This window comes from Pontibacter pamirensis, assembly GCF_010015475.1.
Lineage (GTDB): Bacteria > Bacteroidota > Bacteroidia > Cytophagales > Hymenobacteraceae > Pontibacter > Pontibacter pamirensis.
The window spans coordinates 171,510-188,199 of record NZ_SSNI01000001.1 but is presented as its reverse complement, the minus strand read 5'-3'; the positions used below and the strand labels follow the sequence as shown (position 1 = coordinate 188,199).

Here is a 16,690-nt window from a genome sequence, read left to right as displayed (position 1 = left end):
TAATTTATATAGCTTTGTAAACAACGACTATTGATTACCCGTTATACGGCTACTGATATACCTGCAACTCTAAACTATAAATGGAATTAAAGACAACTGAAAACCAGCGTATGATTGCGGAGATGGTCCGTGATTTTGGTGCAAAGCATATTAAACCGAAGATGATGGAGTGGGACGAAAGCCAGGAGTTCCCGGTGGAGGTCTTCAAAAAATTAGGTGAGTTAGGCTTGATGGGCGTGTTGGTGCCTAATGAATATGGCGGGTCAGGATTTGGCTATACAGAATATGTAACAGCCATCGCAGAGCTGTCCAGGATAGATGGATCTATCGGGCTTTCTATGGCAGCGCATAACTCCCTGTGCACCGGCCATATTCTGCAGTTCGGCAACGAGGCACAGAAGCAGCAGTACCTCCCGAAGCTGGCTTCAGCGGAGTGGATTGGGGCTTGGGGCTTAACAGAACCAAACACTGGCTCTGATGCAGGTAATATGCGCACTGTAGCTGTACAGGATGGCGACCATTGGGTAATCAATGGTGCCAAGAACTTTATTACACACGGCAAGTCAGGCAATGTGGCGGTGGTGATTGTACGCACAGGAGAGGTTGGCGACTCGCATGGTATGACTGCCTTCATCATCGAAAAAGGCACCCCTGGTTTTAGCGCCGGCCGCAAAGAAAATAAACTCGGCATGCGAGCATCTGAAACAACAGAGCTTATTTTTGAGGACTGCCGCGTACATAAAGATCAGGTGCTGGGCGAGGTTGGCGATGGCTTTATACAGGCCATGAAAGTGCTGGACGGTGGCCGTATTTCTATTGCTGCCCTCTCTTTAGGGATAGCACAGGGTGCCTTCGATGCGGCGCTGGCGTACTCGCAGGAGCGTAACCAGTTTAATAAGCCTATTTCCAGTTTCCAGGGTATCGCCTTTAAGCTGGCTGATATGGCTACTGAAATAGAGGCTGCCTCTCTACTGACCTACCAGGCAGCTGATATGAAGAACCGTGGCCTGAATGTGAACAAGGAATCTGCCATGGCCAAGCTGTATGCCTCCGAGGTTTCGGTGCGTGTGGCCAACGAAGCCGTTCAGATTTTTGGCGGTTATGGCTTCACAAAAGACTACCCTGCCGAGAAATATTATCGCGATGCGAAGCTTTGCACCATCGGCGAGGGAACAAGTGAGATACAAAAACTTGTTATCTCAAGAGCAGTGCTTAAATAATAAACTTGCGGAGAGGTGTTTATTTAGCCGTTTTCCGGCCTTTTTAAATAAAAAGAGTGGATGGCGGTAAAAATATTTAGCCAATCTGTTGATTTTTAGGTACAAGCTTAGTTAAATTTGCAACCCTAATTCAAAGAGAAAAGAGAGAAATATGATTATTATCAACGTAAAAGATAACGAGTCTGTAGACCGTGCATTGAAGAGATTCAAAAAGAAGTTTGAAAGAACTGGTGTTTTGAAAGAACTGAGATCAAGAGCTTACTTTGAAAAACCATCAGTAGCAAGAAGAAAGCAGAAAGAAAGAGCCGTATACAAGCAGCAGATATTCGCCGATCAAAACTACTAGTCTTTCTAACAAGATACTTTATTTTTCCATAAATTAGTATACCTGATTCACAACATCAGGTATACTAATTTATGGATTTATTTTTCAAGTACCTCCAGTACGAGAAGCGGTACAGCCCGCACACCCTTACCTCCTACCACACTGATTTAGGTCAGTTTGCCCAGTACCTACAGCAAGTGTACGAAATCACGGATGCTGCCGAGGCGGACCACACCATTATCCGGTCCTGGCTACTGACCCTGGTGCAGCACAACATACAACCCCGCTCCATTAACCGGAAGATTGCCTGCCTGCGCTCTTATTACCGCTTTTTACTTGCACAACAGCGCATAGCCATAAACCCGATGCTGCGCATAAAAGCACCTAAAGCGTCTAAAAAACTACCTGCCTTTGTGCTCGAGGAGCCCTTCAACACCCTGCTCGACAACTTTACTTTCGAAGAAAACTTTGAAGGACAGCGCGATCGCCTGATTCTGGAGTTTCTGTATGGCACCGGTATACGCTTGGCAGAGCTTCTTGGGGTGGAACATGCTGATATTGACCACAGGGCGAAGGTGGTGCGTGTATTAGGCAAGGGAAATAAAGAACGTATCGTGCCCCTCAACGACTCCCTTCTGAATAGTATCGCCGCTTATGAAGTCCAGAAGAAGCGGTATTTTGCGGATAACAATTCCGTAAAATTGCTCGTTACTAATAAGGCACGTCCCCTTTATCCCAAATTCGTTTATCGCGTTGTTAAAAAGTATATCAGTTTGATCACAACCTCCGAACATAACAGCCCACATGTGTTGCGCCATTCATTCGCGACACACCTGCTGAACAAGGGGGCGGACCTGAACGCAATAAAGGATTTACTGGGGCATGCTAGCCTGGCGGCAACGCAGGTATATACCCATAACTCAATTGAGAAGCTTAAATCAGTATTCGAGAAAGCCCATCCAAAAGCATAAGTTTAACTATTAATAAAAAGACTATGAAGCTACAAATGCACTCCATCAACTTCGATCCTAATCAGCAACTGAATTCTTTTATTCAGCAGAGGGTGAATAAACTGGAAACATTCTACGACAGAATAATAGACGGGGAGGTTTTCATGAAGGATAATGGCAGCCAGGGCGGCACGGATAATAAAGAAGTAGAGATCCGTTTATTTGTACCGGGCTCAACGCTTTTTTCACAGGAAAACGCAGCTTCGTTTGAGGCTGCCGCCGATGCCGCTGTTGACGCAATGCGCCGCCAACTGAAGCGGCACAAGCAAAAGCAAGCAACACACTAGGGAAGCTCTGCTTCTTAATTATGAATGACGAATTATAGAATTAGAACATACATAAACCAGAACGGCCTGCTCACTTAGCAGGCCGTTCTGGTTTATGTATGTTCTCTTGTACTTTATCCTCCGTCTAAAGGCTACAGGCCAAATTCTGCCTTGATCTGCTCCACGTAGTCGAGCTTCTCCCAGGTAAAGGTCTCGAACTCTTTCGTTTCTTTCTGGCCGTTTCTGCCTACTTCTACCTGCTTTACAGATGGTGTTCTGCCCATGTGGCCGTAAGCCGCCGTTTCAGAGAAGATGGGGTTTTGTAGTCCGAAGCGCTGCACAATGGCGTAAGGGCGCATGTCGAAGAGCTTGTTTACTTTCTCTGCAATTTCGCCATCGCTCATGGTGTCGCCATTCGCGTCTTTCACATTGGTAGAGCCATAGGTGGTTACGTACAAACCAACCGGCTTTGCCACACCGATGGCATAGGCTACCTGCACCAGCGCCTGATCAGCTACACCGGCCGCCACCAGGTTCTTAGCAATATGACGGGCCGCATAAGCGGCAGAGCGATCTACTTTAGAAGAGTCTTTGCCGGAGAAGGCACCACCACCGTGTGCTCCCTTGCCACCATAGGTATCCACGATGATTTTACGGCCCGTTAAACCGGTGTCACCGTGCGGTCCGCCTATCACGAATTTACCAGTTGGGTTAATGTGGTAGGTAATGTTGCTGTTGAACAGTTCCTGGATACGCTCCGGCAGTCGCTTCAGCACGCGTGGTATCAGAATGCTATCCACATCTTCCTTAATCTGCTGCACCATCTCCGCCTCTGCCTTATTTTTGGCATCGTTGCTCTCATCGGCAGCCTCTACAAACTCATCATGCTGTGTAGAGATAACAATGGTGTCTATCTTCTCCGGCACGTGGTTATCGCTGTAGCGAATTGTTACCTGCGACTTTGCGTCTGGGCGCAGGTACGTCATTTCTTTGGCTTCTTTGCGGATAGCGGCAAGCTCCTGCAGCAACAGGTGCGAAACGCTGAGCGCCAGCGGCATATAGTTGTCTGTCTCGTTTGTGGCATAACCGAACATCATACCCTGGTCACCTGCCCCCTGATCTTCCGGGTTTGAACGCTCTACCCCCTGGTTGATGTCAGCGGATTGCTCGTGGATGGCTGAAATCACACCACAGGCCTCGGCATCAAATTTATATTCAGATTTGGTGTAGCCGATGCGTCTTATCACCTCACGCGCCACTTTCTGCACATCTACGTAGGCTTCGGTTTTCACCTCTCCGCTCAGCACTACCAAACCAGTAGTTACCAGTGTTTCGCAGGCTACCTTCGACTGGGGGTCCTGCTTCAGGAATTCATCTAATAATGCATCTGAAATCTGGTCAGCCACTTTATCTGGGTGGCCTTCTGACACGGACTCAGAGGTAAACAAGTAAGGCATTTTCTAAGGGTTTAGGTACAAAGTATAAACCAGCTAGCCTATCAGGCAGCGGCTACAAAGCTAAAACAATTCTGCAACAGTTAAAATATGTAGGCAAAAGAGAAAAGCTGTAACAGGAAATATGGTGCTGCTTTAGCACTCACTTATAATAGTCCTATATTCCATCAATTTAACCACACGTTGCCCCTAAAAGTTGTTACTGCTGCCTCTGTTGCAACAACCTTTTAAAAATATGCCCCGTTTGAAGAGCATAACAAAACACCCGAAATTATATATATGAAACGTATACTAGCAGTACTTACCTTATTCACCTTTCTGACAGGAGAGGCTTATAGTCAGGACAACTCCCCTTATAAAACAAGCTTCAAAGTAGATGCCCCCATTATTGCGGCAGGTATGGGACTCAGTTATTATGGCCTTACCCTGATGCAGGACAAAGAAGGCCTGACGCAGGAGGAGATTAACACGCAAACAAAAAACGATGTAAACAGGTTTGACCGCTTCTCGGCCGGCTGGGACTCTGAAACAGCTAAAACGCACAGCGACTTTCCCTTTTACGGTTCTTTTGTAGCGCCACTGGCACTCCTGCTGAATGACGATGTGAAGAGCAATGCCGGGCAGGTGTTTGTGCTTTATGTGGAAACGATGGCCGTAACAGGGGCACTCTTCACCATGACCAATGGCAACGTGTCTCGTAATCGCCCCCTTACGTACAGTCCCGATGTATCTGACGCAGAGAAAATGAGAGCCAACTCTCAGAATTCATTTTATGCGGGCCACACAACTGCCTCTGCCGCTGCGTCATTTTTCGCCGCCAAAGTCTTTCATGATTTCAACCCTGATTCTCCGGCAAGACCATATGTGTGGGCCGCCGCCGCGGCCGTACCCGCCACAGTGGGTTACCTGAGGCTGAGAGCAGGAAAGCACTTCCTGAGTGATAACCTTCTAGGGTATGGGCTTGGGGCTGCTGCAGGTATCCTGGTGCCACAGCTTCACAAAAAATCAAACAAAAGAGACATAAGCCTGATTCCGGTAAGCGGGCGCGATTACAGCGGCGCGCTTTTAACCTATACTTTTTAAGGAGACTTATGATAAAGAAGCTCCTGCTTTTGTGGCTTGCGCTGTATGGCTTTGGGGAACAAATTGCCTGGAGCCAGACCAGCAACTCGCCTTACCATGTAAATTGGCTGCGTGACGGTGCTATAACAGCAGGTGCCATTGGTGCATCCGTAGTAGGAAGCCTGTTGATCACAAACAAAGACAGGTTAACAGAGGCAGACCTTGTTGGCTTAAGTAGAGACGATGTAAACCGCTTCGACCGCTTTGCAGTGGGCAACTACAGCGCCAATGCCGAACACACCAGCGACTACTTCTTTTATGGGTCCTTTGCTACTCCCCTCCTGCTGCTGCTAAATGATAATGTAATGCAGGATGCACCACAGGTATTCATGCTGTATGGGCAGGCAATGTCTATCACAGGAGGTATGTACAGCCTCTCTGCCGGACTGATAGACAGGAAGCGGCCAAGTGTTTATGCAACTGACGCCCCGTTGGAAGCCCGCTTACACAAGTATGGCGAAAACTCATTTTATGGCGGCCACACCGCCGCCACCGCTACGGCCACTTTCTTCGTCGCCAAGGTTTTCCATGACCTGAACCCGGACTCTCCGGCTCGCCCTTATATATGGGCTACCGCCGCAGCCGTACCAGTCACTGTGGGTTATCTGAGGCTAAGGGCTGGCAAACATTTTCTGAGCGACAACATTGTGGGCTACGTCATTGGAGCAGGCATCGGCATACTGGTACCAGAGTTGCACAAGCGAGGCTCGCGGGTTGCTTTACTGCCTGTAAACACGACTGAACAAGATGGTGTGGCAGTGGTTTACACCTTTTGAGTAGATGACACAGGTATAGATATAAAACAAGAAGAGGCGCTAAAGAATAGCGCCTCTTCTTGTTTGGAATACTCTTTTATATTCTATCCTTTGCTTCTTTCTTCAGATTCTCCTCAAAGAGTTTGTAAATACGTTTATACTCATCAGTCCAACTGGATGGTTCTGTGAAACTGTGGCTCTCTATCGGGTATACGGCCAGTTCCCAGTTGTCTTTCCCCAGTTCGATCAGGCGCTGCGACAGGCGCACAATATCCTGGAAATGCACGTTGGTATCTACCATGCCATGGCACATCAGCAGGGCACCCTTTAGGCCTTCCGCATAGTAAATGGGGGAGCTCTTTGCATAAGCAAGACTATCCGACTGAGGCGTGTTCAGGATATTGGAGGTATAGCCGTGGTTGTAGTGCGCCCAGTCTGTAACCGAGCGCAGCGCAGCACCAGCAGCAAATACATCAGGCTCTGTAAACATGGCCATCAGAGTGATGAAACCTCCATAGGAGCCACCGTAGATACCAATGCGGCTCGGGTCTACGTTGTACTTCTCTACTAAAAGCTTTGCTCCGTCTACGTGGTCGCTCAGGTCTTTGCCGCCCATAAACTGATAGATGCCGGTGCGTACGTCACGGCCATAGCCTGCGCTGCCCCTGTAGTCGATGTCCAGCACGGTATAGCCTTGGTCAACCAGGAAGTTATGGAACATGTACTCCCGGAAATAGCTGCTCCACCATTTGTGCGCGTTTTGCAGATAGCCGGCGCCATGTACAAATACCACGGCAGGTCCGTTATTCTGTGGGTTCTCCGGGCGGTAAAGGCGGGCATATACATCGGTGTTATCCTTTGCTTTAAAAGAAATAATCTCCGGCTCACGCCAATCATAAGACTTAAATTCTTCTGTAAGCGACTGCGTTACCTGCTTTGGCTTCGCATTTTTCCTATTATCCAGCACATACAACTCCCACGGCTGATTACTGGTTGAAGAGCGAATGGCCAGGTGCTTCTCATCCGGCGATAGTGTGACTTCCTGGGCACCGGGCATAGTGGTCAGTTGCACCATATCCCCTCCCTGCAAGGGCATGCGGTAGAAATGCTGCTCGCCCGGGTGCACCAGGTTGGCGGTAAAGTACCAGTTCTTTTTATTATCTGACATTCGCAGATCTGATACCTCGAACTTGCCGCTCGTAAGGGCCTGCTTTTTGCCGCTGTTCACATCTACTGTATACAGGTGCGAATAGCCACTTTCCTCCGACTGAAACCATACGCGCTTGTTATCTGGCATCCAGCCAATATCGCCGGGGCCATAGCCAATGCCAGGGCCATTTATCCAGGCCTCATCGCGCTGGCGGTCCAGCACTGTCAGCTTACCCGTGGCAGGGTCTAACTTCAGAATCCAGCGGTCTTTGTTGTCCTGTGAGCGGGCGACTACCACTGCCTGGCTGCCGTTGTCAGACCAGAAAGGGCCATAGATAACGGTGGCACGTTCTGCTGCTTTATTCGTTTTGCTGTCAGTGGTATCTTTCAATGCACTAATTTTCTCCTTTAAATAAGCAGGCTGCTCTGTTATGCCCACTACATCTTTCATAGAGACGGCAAAAGCGGTATCTCGCTGCGTGTCGTACACAAAGAATTCATAGGTTGCCTGGGCATCGCCTACTTTTGTGCGGGTGTTAATGTCTTCTGTATAGCCGGAGGAGGTAACGTAATCCGGCACAATGGCTACCTGAGCATTTTTCGGGCGGTTTACCAGTTGGTAGGTGACAAAGCGCTCATCGGGGCTCAGATTGATGCTGCTGACAGACTTTTCCTCTATGTAAATCTCTTTCGGGCGGGACGGCGCGTCCAGCTTCTGTTGCTTTTCCTGCGCCTCTTTCTCAGCCTCGCGGTCCCGCACAATCTGCAGCAGCGACAACTGTTGGCTCTTAAGCCAATCCCGCTGGGGATCTTTTCCCTCTTCTGCTGCCTTTCGTCCTTTTTTGAAGTCGGTTAGCTGCACGGTTTGCCCGTTGGCTGCATGCCAGGCAAAGAGGTTATTATCCTTAATGTAAACTACCTTTTGCTCGTTATGGCTGAACGAGGGGCTGTTCTCCCGCTCTACAGTGTTTGTTATCTGCTGCGGCTTCCCGGATTTTATATCATACATAAAGATGTCGCCGTTCTTCTCGTACACCTTCTTTGTTTCCGCGCGGTTATACTCTCCGTAAGGTGAAGGCAGGCTCCTGCGCTCCTGCGGGCTTACCTTCCGTATGTCTTTGCCGTCAGCAGATACACTGTACAGCGAGTCAGATTTGTTCCCATCAGGGTTCCAGTTGAAATAAATCTTTTTGCCGTTTTCTGACCAGAAGATGTTGCTCGGAGAGGTACCCATCCACTTCGGGTCCCGCATTATTTTCTCCACGCTGAGTTCCATCTTCCCGTCCTGCGCCTGCATGGCTCCGCCACACAGCATCAGGTAGGCCACCAGGGCTACGGCTCGTTTTCTGAATAACATGAATATTTTTTTGTAGGGTTTATTTTAGTAGGTTGAGTAGTTAGCTCTATTGCGAATAAAATTAAGAAACCAAAACTCATGAAGCAAAACCGCCACCTGATGCATTTAGTTTCAGGTGGCGGTTCCGGCATCTCTTACGATTTCTTTTTCTTCCCGAAATTCATATCCGGGTGCTGCTCGTCGTGCGCTGTGATTTCCTGGTAAAATTTGGCCAGGGTCAGTAACTCCGCTTCGCCAAAAAGCCTCCCTATAAACGTGATGGTGGTGGGCATGCCATTTTCTTGGAAGCCGTTTGGCACCACCACACACGGATGCCCTGTCAGGTTGGTCACCACTAAGTTGTTGCTGGCAAAGGAAGGGCTCAGGTATACGTCCACATCCTTGAGTTTCTCCTGCATCTGCTGCACCAATAGGGCACGCACGCGCTGCGCCTGCAGGTACTCTACGGCTGGCACAAAACGGGCGGCCCTAAACGTATTCGGCCAGGCATTTTTATGCTGCGCCACCAGCAGACTGTCGCGGCCACTGCGGGTAAGTTCATCAAAGGCTGCTGCTCCTTCCACAGAAATCGTCAGCGTCAGTTCTCTTGCCGGCAGGTCCGGCAGCTCAAGTGGCACCAGTTCTATACCTGCCTGGCGCAACGCGGCTAGCGTCGCCTCATCGTTTTCCTTGAAGCCGTAGTTGCGCTCAAAGTCTTTCTTTAGGTAACCTACGCGCAGCTTCTTAGCATCTATAACCGGGTTGTAGTTGAAAGGCGCATCATACACCGACTGGTCTTTTCCGTCAGGGCCGTAAATGGCGTTAAATACAATGGCGGCATCTTCTGCAGAACGGGTAATCGGCCCTATTTTATCCATAGACCAGCTCAGCGCCATGGCACCATGGCGACTTACCCGGCCAAAAGTAGGGCGCAGGCCAGTAGTACCGCAGGCGGTGGACGGAGAAACAATAGAGCCTAAAGTCTCCGTACCGATGGCAAATGGCAGCAAGCCTCCAGCCACAGCCGCAGCAGACCCAGCAGAAGAACCACTCGATCCTTTGCTGATATCCCAGGGCGAGCGGGTTTTGCCGCCGTACCATACATCGCCCATGGCCAGCGCGCCTAAGGTTGTTTTCGCTACCAACACACCTCCAGCATCCTGCAGGCGCTGCACCACGGTGGCGTCTTCGTCTATCACCTGGTCTTTGTAAGGCATGGCGCCCCAGGTAGTTTTATACTTCTTTGTCGACAGCAGATCTTTTACGCCAAATGGTATACCATGCAACAAGCCCCTGTACTTTCCGTCTTTTATTTCCTTGTCTGCCTGCCGTGCCTGTTGCATGGCCAGTTCTTCTGTGAGCGTGGTGACACATTCCAGCGTTGGCCCATACTTCTTCAGACGGGCGATGTAAAACTTTGTCAGCTCCTCGGAGCTAATCTGCTGCGTACGCACCAGTTCTGCCAGCTGTGGAATAGAGTAAAAAGCCAATTCCTCCCGCTTCCTTGGCAGCTTCACGTTGGCTGGGCGTGCTACATCAAAAGCCACCTTCTGCTTTTCGAAGGTATACCCCACCGGAATGGGATTGAACACCAGCGCCGGGGCCACATCATTGGTAAGCGGCACCTTGCGTATCGCCTCATAACTCTCCTTGAACTCCTCCACCTCCGACAGTGTGGAGTCGAGCTGGGCATTTGTAAAATGGAGGCCTATCAGCTTTTGTGCATCCTGCAGCACATCTACAGTAATCTTATCTTCTGCCAGCTTGGTTACAAACGCGCCTGAAACAAAGCAGGCGGCTCCCAATACGGCAACTGCGGTCTTCTTCATTAATGATTTTTTTTCTACTGAGGTACAAAGATAAAGGGGTGGACATAAATGCCCACCCCTTTAATTACTTAATGCCATTAGCCTATATTAATATCCAGGGTTTGGCACGAGAGATGGATTAATATCCAGCTCTCGCTGCGGAATTGGAAGAACTGTATAGTTTCCTCCAAATACTGCTCTGGCAGCTCCTTCGCCAGTTGTTATTAATGGCATCTCATTTCTTAACAAGTCCATTCTGCGGAAGCCTTCAAAAGCTAACTCTAGCCTTCTCTCGTATAGTATGGCATCTACCAGTTCTTCAACAGATGAGAAAGAAGCCACTGTATATGGAGGCAGGCCTGCACGTGCACGTAATTCATTTATCAAATCAATTGCTTCACTAGCCTCAGCCACTGTGGTAGCCTGACGCGCTATTGCTTCAGCTAAAGTTAGTACAACCTCTGTTACACGAATAACAGGTGCATTGTCTGAGTTGTTAGCAGCATCTGGATACTTATTCGTGAAAGGATAAGTAACACCATCAGCAGCTACACCCGGCTCTGTTAAGGCAGTATATCGCCTGTCTATAATAACACCGTCTACGGCCAACAATTCAAACGCGTCTATCAGGTCTGCAGAATAAGGCGCATCGCCACGTCCACCTTCAGCAGATGGGCTATAGTAAGATGCCAGACCACCGCTACCGGTTCGCCCGTTATCTATTGCTGAGTTCAAAATGGAGAAAATATTCTCCTGTGTAATTCCTGAAGTATAAAAGCTGTAGTCTGAAGCTAGATCATATGCCGGTGCATCCAGCACTTTCCTTGCATACTCTTCTGCCTGTGCCCAATTCTCTCTGTACAGGTAAAGCCGTGATAGTAGTGCCTGTGCGGCTGCAACAGTAGCCCTGCCACGGCCTTCTTCATCACCATCAAACTCTGCAAAAGTATTGAGGTTAGGAATCGCTTCCATCAAATCCTCTTCGATCTGAGCATGCACTTCGTTTAAAGTAGCTCTTTCAGGGTATGTTATCTCTCCTGTAAATGGCTCCAGCACCAATGGCACGGAAAGGTTGGTTCCCTGTTCTACCTGATATGGCTGAGAAAAGAAATTAGATAATTGGAAGTACAACAGCGCTCTTAAAAATTTAGCCTCTGCTATAACCTGTGCTCTTTCTTCTTCGGTAAAAGATGGATCTACAACTGTAGGAACATTAGCAATTAAGCTATTTGCTCTTGTTATCGCCCTGTAATGTACCTGCCACAAATCCCTCACTGTACCATTGGTACCTACTGTAGAGAAACTTTTGATTTCCTGCAGGGTAGGGAAAGAGCCTACGAAGTTTACGTTATCCGCCTGAAAGTCTCCTATTACCTGAGATAAGCCTCCGAAAACCTCGAAGTTCTGCATGGTACTATAGATACCATAAAGCACACTATACGTAGTAGCCTCAGAAGAATAAGCATCTGTTTGAGTTAAGTCCTGCTCTGGCCTCAGCTCATTCAGTCTATCCTCACAGGAAAAAGTTCCCAGTGCCAGGGTAAGTCCTAAGACACTTAATATATGTTTTTTATTCATTTCTGTAAATTTAAATGCTCGTTAGAAAGTAAGGTTAACACCAGCAGTTATTGTTCTTGGCTGTGGTAGAGCAAAGAAAGACTCACCTACAGCCTGATTGTTTCCACCACTCGCAGATACTTCCGGGTCCGGACCTCTGAAGTCATCAGATGTTAACGTCCATAAGTTCTGACCTAACAGGTACACACGTGCAGTTGAGAAAACTCTTGTCTTGCTTAGAATAGCAGCCGGAACATTGTAACCGAATGAAACTGTCTTCAATCTCAGGTAAGAACCGTCCTGTAACTGAGAAGTAGAAAGCCTGTTGAAGAAAGGCGCAGTCGGACTAGACAAGGCCGGGAAGAAAGCATCCGTATTCTCAGGAGTCCAGTAATCTAATAAGTCTGTGCTCTTGTTAAATGCACCGGCTGGGTTTTCAGTAAAGCGTAAACCATCAATAAGCACTTTATTACCATAAGAGAAGTTAAAGAAGGCATTCAGGTCAAATGCTTTGTAACGGAATGTATTTGTGAAACCTCCAGTATAATCTGGTATTGCACTTCCAACTATCACAGCATCCGAAGAAGCGTAAGTTGTGGTTATTTCCCCGTCCTTTGTAAGCCACTGTGCATTTCCTGTTTCAGGATTTATACCAGCGTATCTCACCAGGTAAAAAGTGTTCAGATCTTCACCAACAATGGCTCGTTGTGCTGCACTTCCAGTCAAGAAGTCTCTGCCTTCAGCATCTTTGTTCGCAGGCAACGAAAGAATTTCATTGTCCAGGAAACCTATGTTCAGGTTAGTAGTCCACTGGAAATCTTCCGTAGCGATGTTTCTGCTGGTAATCATCAGGTCAACACCGCGGTTTCTCATTTCACCTACGTTTCTGGTAGCGCTGGCAAAGCCTGTCGTATACGGGTATGGCTGATTTGCAAGCAAGCTCACTGTCTCCTTGTTATAATAGCTTACTTCCAGGTCAAGGCGGTCGAATACAGTAGCATTTAATGTTACATCAAATTGTGCAGTCTCTTCCCAACGCAATTGTGGGTTTGGCACAGTTGTAGGAATTAAACCTGCCTGACCGTTATAGTCAGCACCGCCGCCGCCTGCAAATAAACCGATGTAAGCGAAGTTGCCGATCTGGTCGTTACCAGCGGTTCCGTAACTTGATGTCAGCTTCAAAAAGTTCAGAAAGTTTGCGTTTTGTAGAAAGCTCTCCTCTGTCAGCACCCATCCTGCGGACGCGGCATAGAATGTACCGTATTTATAGTCTGCACCAAATCTGGAGGAACCGTCTCTACGGAGTGTAGCCTCAAACAAGTACTTGCTGTTATAGTCGTAGTTAACACGTCCAAAGTAAGACTCCAGAGCCCATTCTGTACCTGAAGCAGATGTAGAGATAGGAGTACTTGCTGATGCAACGTTTGGAAGATCATCACTGGCAAAACCAGAGCCTTCAACCAGAATATCATCAAACCGTGATGTCTCATAGCTGTGTCCTAATAATAAACCAAATGTGTGGCCACTCTCAGCAAGAAACTTGTTGTAGTGTAGCGTATTAGTTACCAACCATTTGTTATCGGATATATTAGAGCGATAACCGTAACCTCCTGGTCTCAGCAGATCCGGATTGCGGAACTTTGCATCCGTTTCAAGTAAGTCTATACCCCAGTCAGTTTTCAACTTTAAATCCTCAAGGATAGTGATTTGCGCATAAGCGTTACCAGTGCTCCTCATCAGGTTAAAGTCGTTCTTTGTAAGCGCTTCCTGTGCAATAGAGTTAACAATGAAGCCTGTGTTCTGGAACTGGCCATCTGCACCATATGGTGTCATAAAAGGGCTCTGTAGGTAAGCACCTGTCAGAGGCGCAGCAGTGCTGTTTTCCAGACCAACACGTCTCATATCAGAGTTTGAGAGGCTGTAATTAACACCTACTTCAACATTTTCAGTGACATCGTGCTTCAGGTTTATCCTTCCAGATAATTTCTCTAACTCGTTACCTATGGTAAAGCCGGATTCATCTGAGTAAGTACCACCGATATAGAATGTTGTCTTTTCGTTACCGCCTCTAGCCGAAACGTTATAAGAATTTACTCTGCCTGTCTGAACTACACCATCCACCCAATCATAAGTATTAGTTAAGTCGTAGGTAGCAGGCGTGAAATTTGGATTTTGTGCTGCGCCATAAGTGTTTCTGAAAGTGGCATATTCTTCCGCACTCATGTACTTCAACAGCTTAGTTGGCTCTGAAATACCTGTGAAGTAGTCGAAGCTAACAACTGTTTTCTGGTTCTTTGATCCTGATTTAGTATTGATAAGCACAACACCATTGGCACCTCTGGAACCATAGATAGCTACGGCTGCAGCGTCCTTCAATACACTCATTGATTCAATATCATTCGGGTTGATATTGAGCAGGGGGTTCAGACCTGCAGCTCCACCTTGATTAAAAGAGTAGCTATCATCGTTGTTAAGCGGCACACCATCTACTACATATAACGGGTCGCCACCAGCTGTTATGGAAGCCGCACCTCTGATACGGACAGACGAAGCAGCACCCAGTACACCAGATGAGTTCGTCATCTGAACACCAGCAGCCTGGCCTTGCAGCAACTGCTGTGGACTAGTTAATGGCGTGTTTCTAAAAGACTCCGCATCAACTGTAGCAACAGATTGTGTACTTAGCTTTTCAGTTGTAACACCATAACCCACAACAACCAATTCGCTTAGCTGCTTGTCATCTACTGACAGGCCAACATTGATTGTGCTTGCGTTTCCTATGGCACGTTCAACATTAGCATAGCCAATGTACCTGAAAACCAACGCATTTCCTCCCTGCGGCACACTTACTGCATAAGCTCCGTCAGCACCAGTTGTAGCACCAACAGTGGTGCCTTTCACAATTACAGAAACTCCAGGCAATCCTGCACCGGTAGCTTGGTCGGTTACTCGCCCCGACACAGTTGTGCTCTGTGCATGCACCTGCTGTAGCAAGGCAAACACCAAAGCAAAACTTAGTAGTAGTACTCTCTTCATACTAATGTTTTAAGGTTAGATAAAAATTGTTTGTTAGAAATTGTTTGTAACTCCCAAGTTAAACCAAAATATTCTAATGCAAAAACAATTCTACATGCATAATAAAAAAAACAAGAAAATATCTTAAAACAATCCTATAATTAACAGCTTTTAGGCAATTCAATATAGCAAATATTTAATCACATAATCCTATTAATGAGCACAATACACCGTTGTCTGCTGCTATACACATCGTTTTGTGCACCATTATGAAAAGCTGATATACATGAAGAAGAAGGAAAAAACTGTGAATTAATTACAATTTTACTTCTTGCACGACTATAATTTTAACATTAATTTAGTATAAATACATCTTGTGTTATAAAAAGATAAAATTAAAGCTAAAAAATTACGAAAAATACAAAACATGTCTATACATTAATTGTTTTCAAAGGTTCTGCCTCGCCTCACAAGATGTATAGAATAAAATATAAGCTAACGTAGCATCAGTAGTTCCTCACCTCTGCCACTACCAGCCAACACCTACAAGCAGTGTTACGAAAAGCAAAAGAGTAACATACATTTTGCATGTTACTCTTTTGCAAGCTTTTATATAGATTTTGTTATATGGTTTATTCAGCATATTTAAGCTAATCAACCCACCCACCAGCTATCTTATAACTTCTATCTTTTACGCACATAACATCGCAAGCTGCACAGGCGGCTATACCGTTACCGCTCTATTTTCCACATCTGTTGTTCATTACGAAAGCAGCCGCTACTTCCAGGAAAGCACCTCAAGTTTGTCGCCGACCTGTACTGTACCTGCTGGACTGATGGATAACAGATTTTGTCCGAAGATTGTTTTATGGCGGAGTTGCCGGTAGATCGCCAGGGTTCGGAGTGGCTCTGCGCTTTTCTCAGCTGTTTCCTGGTTGATGGTCGTTACTACGCAGCGGGCGCAGGGCTTTACAGCCTGAAATGATACATCTCCTATCTTGAAATCACTCCATGTATCTTCTTCAAACGGTGCTCCTCCCCGGAACACGAAGTTAGGCCGGAACTGGTTCATAGGCACGGGCTGCTCTAGCCTGCTGTTGAGGTCATCGAGCGAGGCCTGCCCGATAAGGAGGAAAGGATAGCTATCCGCAAAGCTCACCACCTCCCCATTCTGAGCATAGTCTGTTTCTACAAGGCGCCGGGCCTGCTCGGACATACGCACTAAGCGCGCCGGCATACCCAGCACTTCCGTAAACCAGGCGCTTATTGCCGGGTCCACCTCCTGCGCAGTCACCGTGTCGTCCCAGATAGTTACCTGTAACTCAGGCACTGCGGCATCTTTTACTTCAAAAGGTATATACAGCGGTTCCAGCACTCCTTGCTTGTGGCTCACTGATAATCCATTCTCTAACATCGACACCTGTAACAGCGCCATTTGGGCATGCTGCCGCTGTGTCAGGAATTTTCCTTTGTCATCCACCAGCATCCAGCGGCGGTCGTAGCGCAGGCCACGGTCTTCCAGTTCCGCTGCGGAAACACTGATGCCTCCCAAAGATTTAATTGGATATATGTAAATTTCAGATAAATACAGGTCAGTCATTGGTTTGGGAATGAATGTGGTCCGGACACAGCGCAAAGAGGTGTGGCTGGAGCGCAAATTTAAATTTTGCATC

Annotated in this window: 12 protein-coding genes; 6 read left to right on the top strand and 6 right to left on the bottom strand. The window is 47.4% G+C overall.

Annotated elements, in window-relative coordinates; translation table 11 throughout:
- Nucleotides 1-80: 80 nt before the first annotated feature.
- The 4 genes from E1919_RS01530 (at nt 81) to hpf (ending at nt 2,842) form a co-directional block, all read left to right on the top strand.
- Nucleotides 81-1,220: an acyl-CoA dehydrogenase gene (locus E1919_RS01530; protein WP_162051582.1), complete on the top strand. Its 1,140-nt coding sequence runs from the start codon at nt 81-83 to the stop codon at nt 1,218-1,220.
- Nucleotides 1,221-1,371: 151 nt separating this feature from the next.
- The gene (gene rpsU / locus E1919_RS01525) at nt 1,372-1,566 is read left to right on the top strand and encodes a 30S ribosomal protein S21 (protein WP_162051581.1); all 195 of its coding nucleotides are present in this window, start codon (nt 1,372-1,374) and stop codon (nt 1,564-1,566) included.
- A 71-nt stretch (nt 1,567-1,637) separates the two neighbouring features.
- A complete protein-coding gene (locus E1919_RS01520; RefSeq protein ID WP_162051580.1) occupies nt 1,638-2,516 on the top strand; it encodes a tyrosine-type recombinase/integrase in 879 nt (292 codons plus the stop codon).
- 23 nt (nt 2,517-2,539) lie between these two features.
- On the top strand, nt 2,540-2,842 hold the full coding sequence (hpf, locus tag E1919_RS01515; protein ID WP_162051579.1) for a ribosome hibernation-promoting factor, HPF/YfiA family: 303 nt from the start codon (nt 2,540-2,542) through the stop codon (nt 2,840-2,842).
- A gap of 131 nt (nt 2,843-2,973) precedes the next feature.
- On the opposite strand, the gene metK is transcribed toward hpf, so the two are convergent.
- Entirely contained in the window at nt 2,974-4,278 is a 1,305-nt protein-coding gene (metK, locus tag E1919_RS01510) for a methionine adenosyltransferase (protein ID WP_162051578.1), read from the bottom strand.
- Nucleotides 4,279-4,554: 276 nt separating this feature from the next.
- On the opposite strand from metK, the gene E1919_RS01505 reads away from it, so the two are divergent.
- Both E1919_RS01505 and E1919_RS01500 read left to right on the top strand, forming a co-directional pair.
- A complete protein-coding gene (locus E1919_RS01505) occupies nt 4,555-5,358 on the top strand; it encodes a phosphatase PAP2 family protein (protein WP_162051577.1) in 804 nt (267 codons plus the stop codon).
- An 8-nt stretch (nt 5,359-5,366) separates the two neighbouring features.
- Nucleotides 5,367-6,173, top strand: a complete 807-nt coding sequence (locus E1919_RS01500; RefSeq protein WP_162051576.1) for a phosphatase PAP2 family protein — start codon at nt 5,367-5,369, stop codon at nt 6,171-6,173.
- Nucleotides 6,174-6,249: 76 nt separating this feature from the next.
- Here the strand turns inward: E1919_RS01500 and E1919_RS01495 are convergent, their stop codons facing one another.
- From E1919_RS01495 to E1919_RS01475, 5 genes are all read right to left on the bottom strand, one after another.
- On the bottom strand, nt 6,250-8,658 hold the full coding sequence (locus tag E1919_RS01495) for a prolyl oligopeptidase family serine peptidase (protein ID WP_162051575.1): 2,409 nt from the start codon (nt 8,656-8,658) through the stop codon (nt 6,250-6,252).
- A gap of 134 nt (nt 8,659-8,792) precedes the next feature.
- On the bottom strand, nt 8,793-10,466 hold the full coding sequence (locus tag E1919_RS01490; protein WP_162051574.1) for an amidase: 1,674 nt from the start codon (nt 10,464-10,466) through the stop codon (nt 8,793-8,795).
- 87 nt (nt 10,467-10,553) lie between these two features.
- Nucleotides 10,554-12,023 carry a RagB/SusD family nutrient uptake outer membrane protein gene (locus E1919_RS01485; protein ID WP_162051573.1) on the bottom strand — a complete coding sequence of 490 codons (1,470 nt, stop codon included), beginning with the start codon at nt 12,021-12,023 and terminating at the stop codon, nt 10,554-10,556.
- A gap of 21 nt (nt 12,024-12,044) precedes the next feature.
- Nucleotides 12,045-15,038 (bottom strand): SusC/RagA family TonB-linked outer membrane protein, encoded by a 2,994-nt coding sequence (locus E1919_RS01480; protein WP_162051572.1) that lies wholly within the window; start codon nt 15,036-15,038, stop codon nt 12,045-12,047.
- A gap of 757 nt (nt 15,039-15,795) precedes the next feature.
- Entirely contained in the window at nt 15,796-16,689 is an 894-nt protein-coding gene (locus tag E1919_RS01475) for an MOSC domain-containing protein (protein ID WP_317168178.1), read from the bottom strand.
- Nucleotide 16,690 lies beyond the last annotated feature (1 nt).

Bases quoted from the DNA above. Each gene is read 5' to 3' on its own strand.
- E1919_RS01485 (WP_162051573.1), bottom strand. From the start codon at position 12,023: ATGAATAAAAAACATATATTAAGTGTCTTAGGACTTACCCTGGCACTG.
- E1919_RS01490 (WP_162051574.1), bottom strand. From the start codon at position 10,466: ATGAAGAAGACCGCAGTTGCCGTATTGGGAGCCGCCTGCTTTGTTTCA.
- E1919_RS01480 (WP_162051572.1), bottom strand. From the start codon at position 15,038: ATGAAGAGAGTACTACTACTAAGTTTTGCTTTGGTGTTTGCCTTGCTA.
- E1919_RS01530 (WP_162051582.1), top strand. From the start codon at position 81: ATGGAATTAAAGACAACTGAAAACCAGCGTATGATTGCGGAGATGGTC.
- E1919_RS01520 (WP_162051580.1), top strand. From the start codon at position 1,638: ATGGATTTATTTTTCAAGTACCTCCAGTACGAGAAGCGGTACAGCCCG.
- E1919_RS01500 (WP_162051576.1), top strand. From the start codon at position 5,367: ATGATAAAGAAGCTCCTGCTTTTGTGGCTTGCGCTGTATGGCTTTGGG.
- E1919_RS01495 (WP_162051575.1), bottom strand. From the start codon at position 8,658: ATGTTATTCAGAAAACGAGCCGTAGCCCTGGTGGCCTACCTGATGCTG.
- metK (WP_162051578.1), bottom strand. From the start codon at position 4,278: ATGCCTTACTTGTTTACCTCTGAGTCCGTGTCAGAAGGCCACCCAGAT.
- rpsU (WP_162051581.1), top strand. From the start codon at position 1,372: ATGATTATTATCAACGTAAAAGATAACGAGTCTGTAGACCGTGCATTG.
- E1919_RS01505 (WP_162051577.1), top strand. From the start codon at position 4,555: ATGAAACGTATACTAGCAGTACTTACCTTATTCACCTTTCTGACAGGA.
- E1919_RS01475 (WP_317168178.1), bottom strand. From the start codon at position 16,689: ATGCAAAATTTAAATTTGCGCTCCAGCCACACCTCTTTGCGCTGTGTC.
- hpf (WP_162051579.1), top strand. From the start codon at position 2,540: ATGAAGCTACAAATGCACTCCATCAACTTCGATCCTAATCAGCAACTG.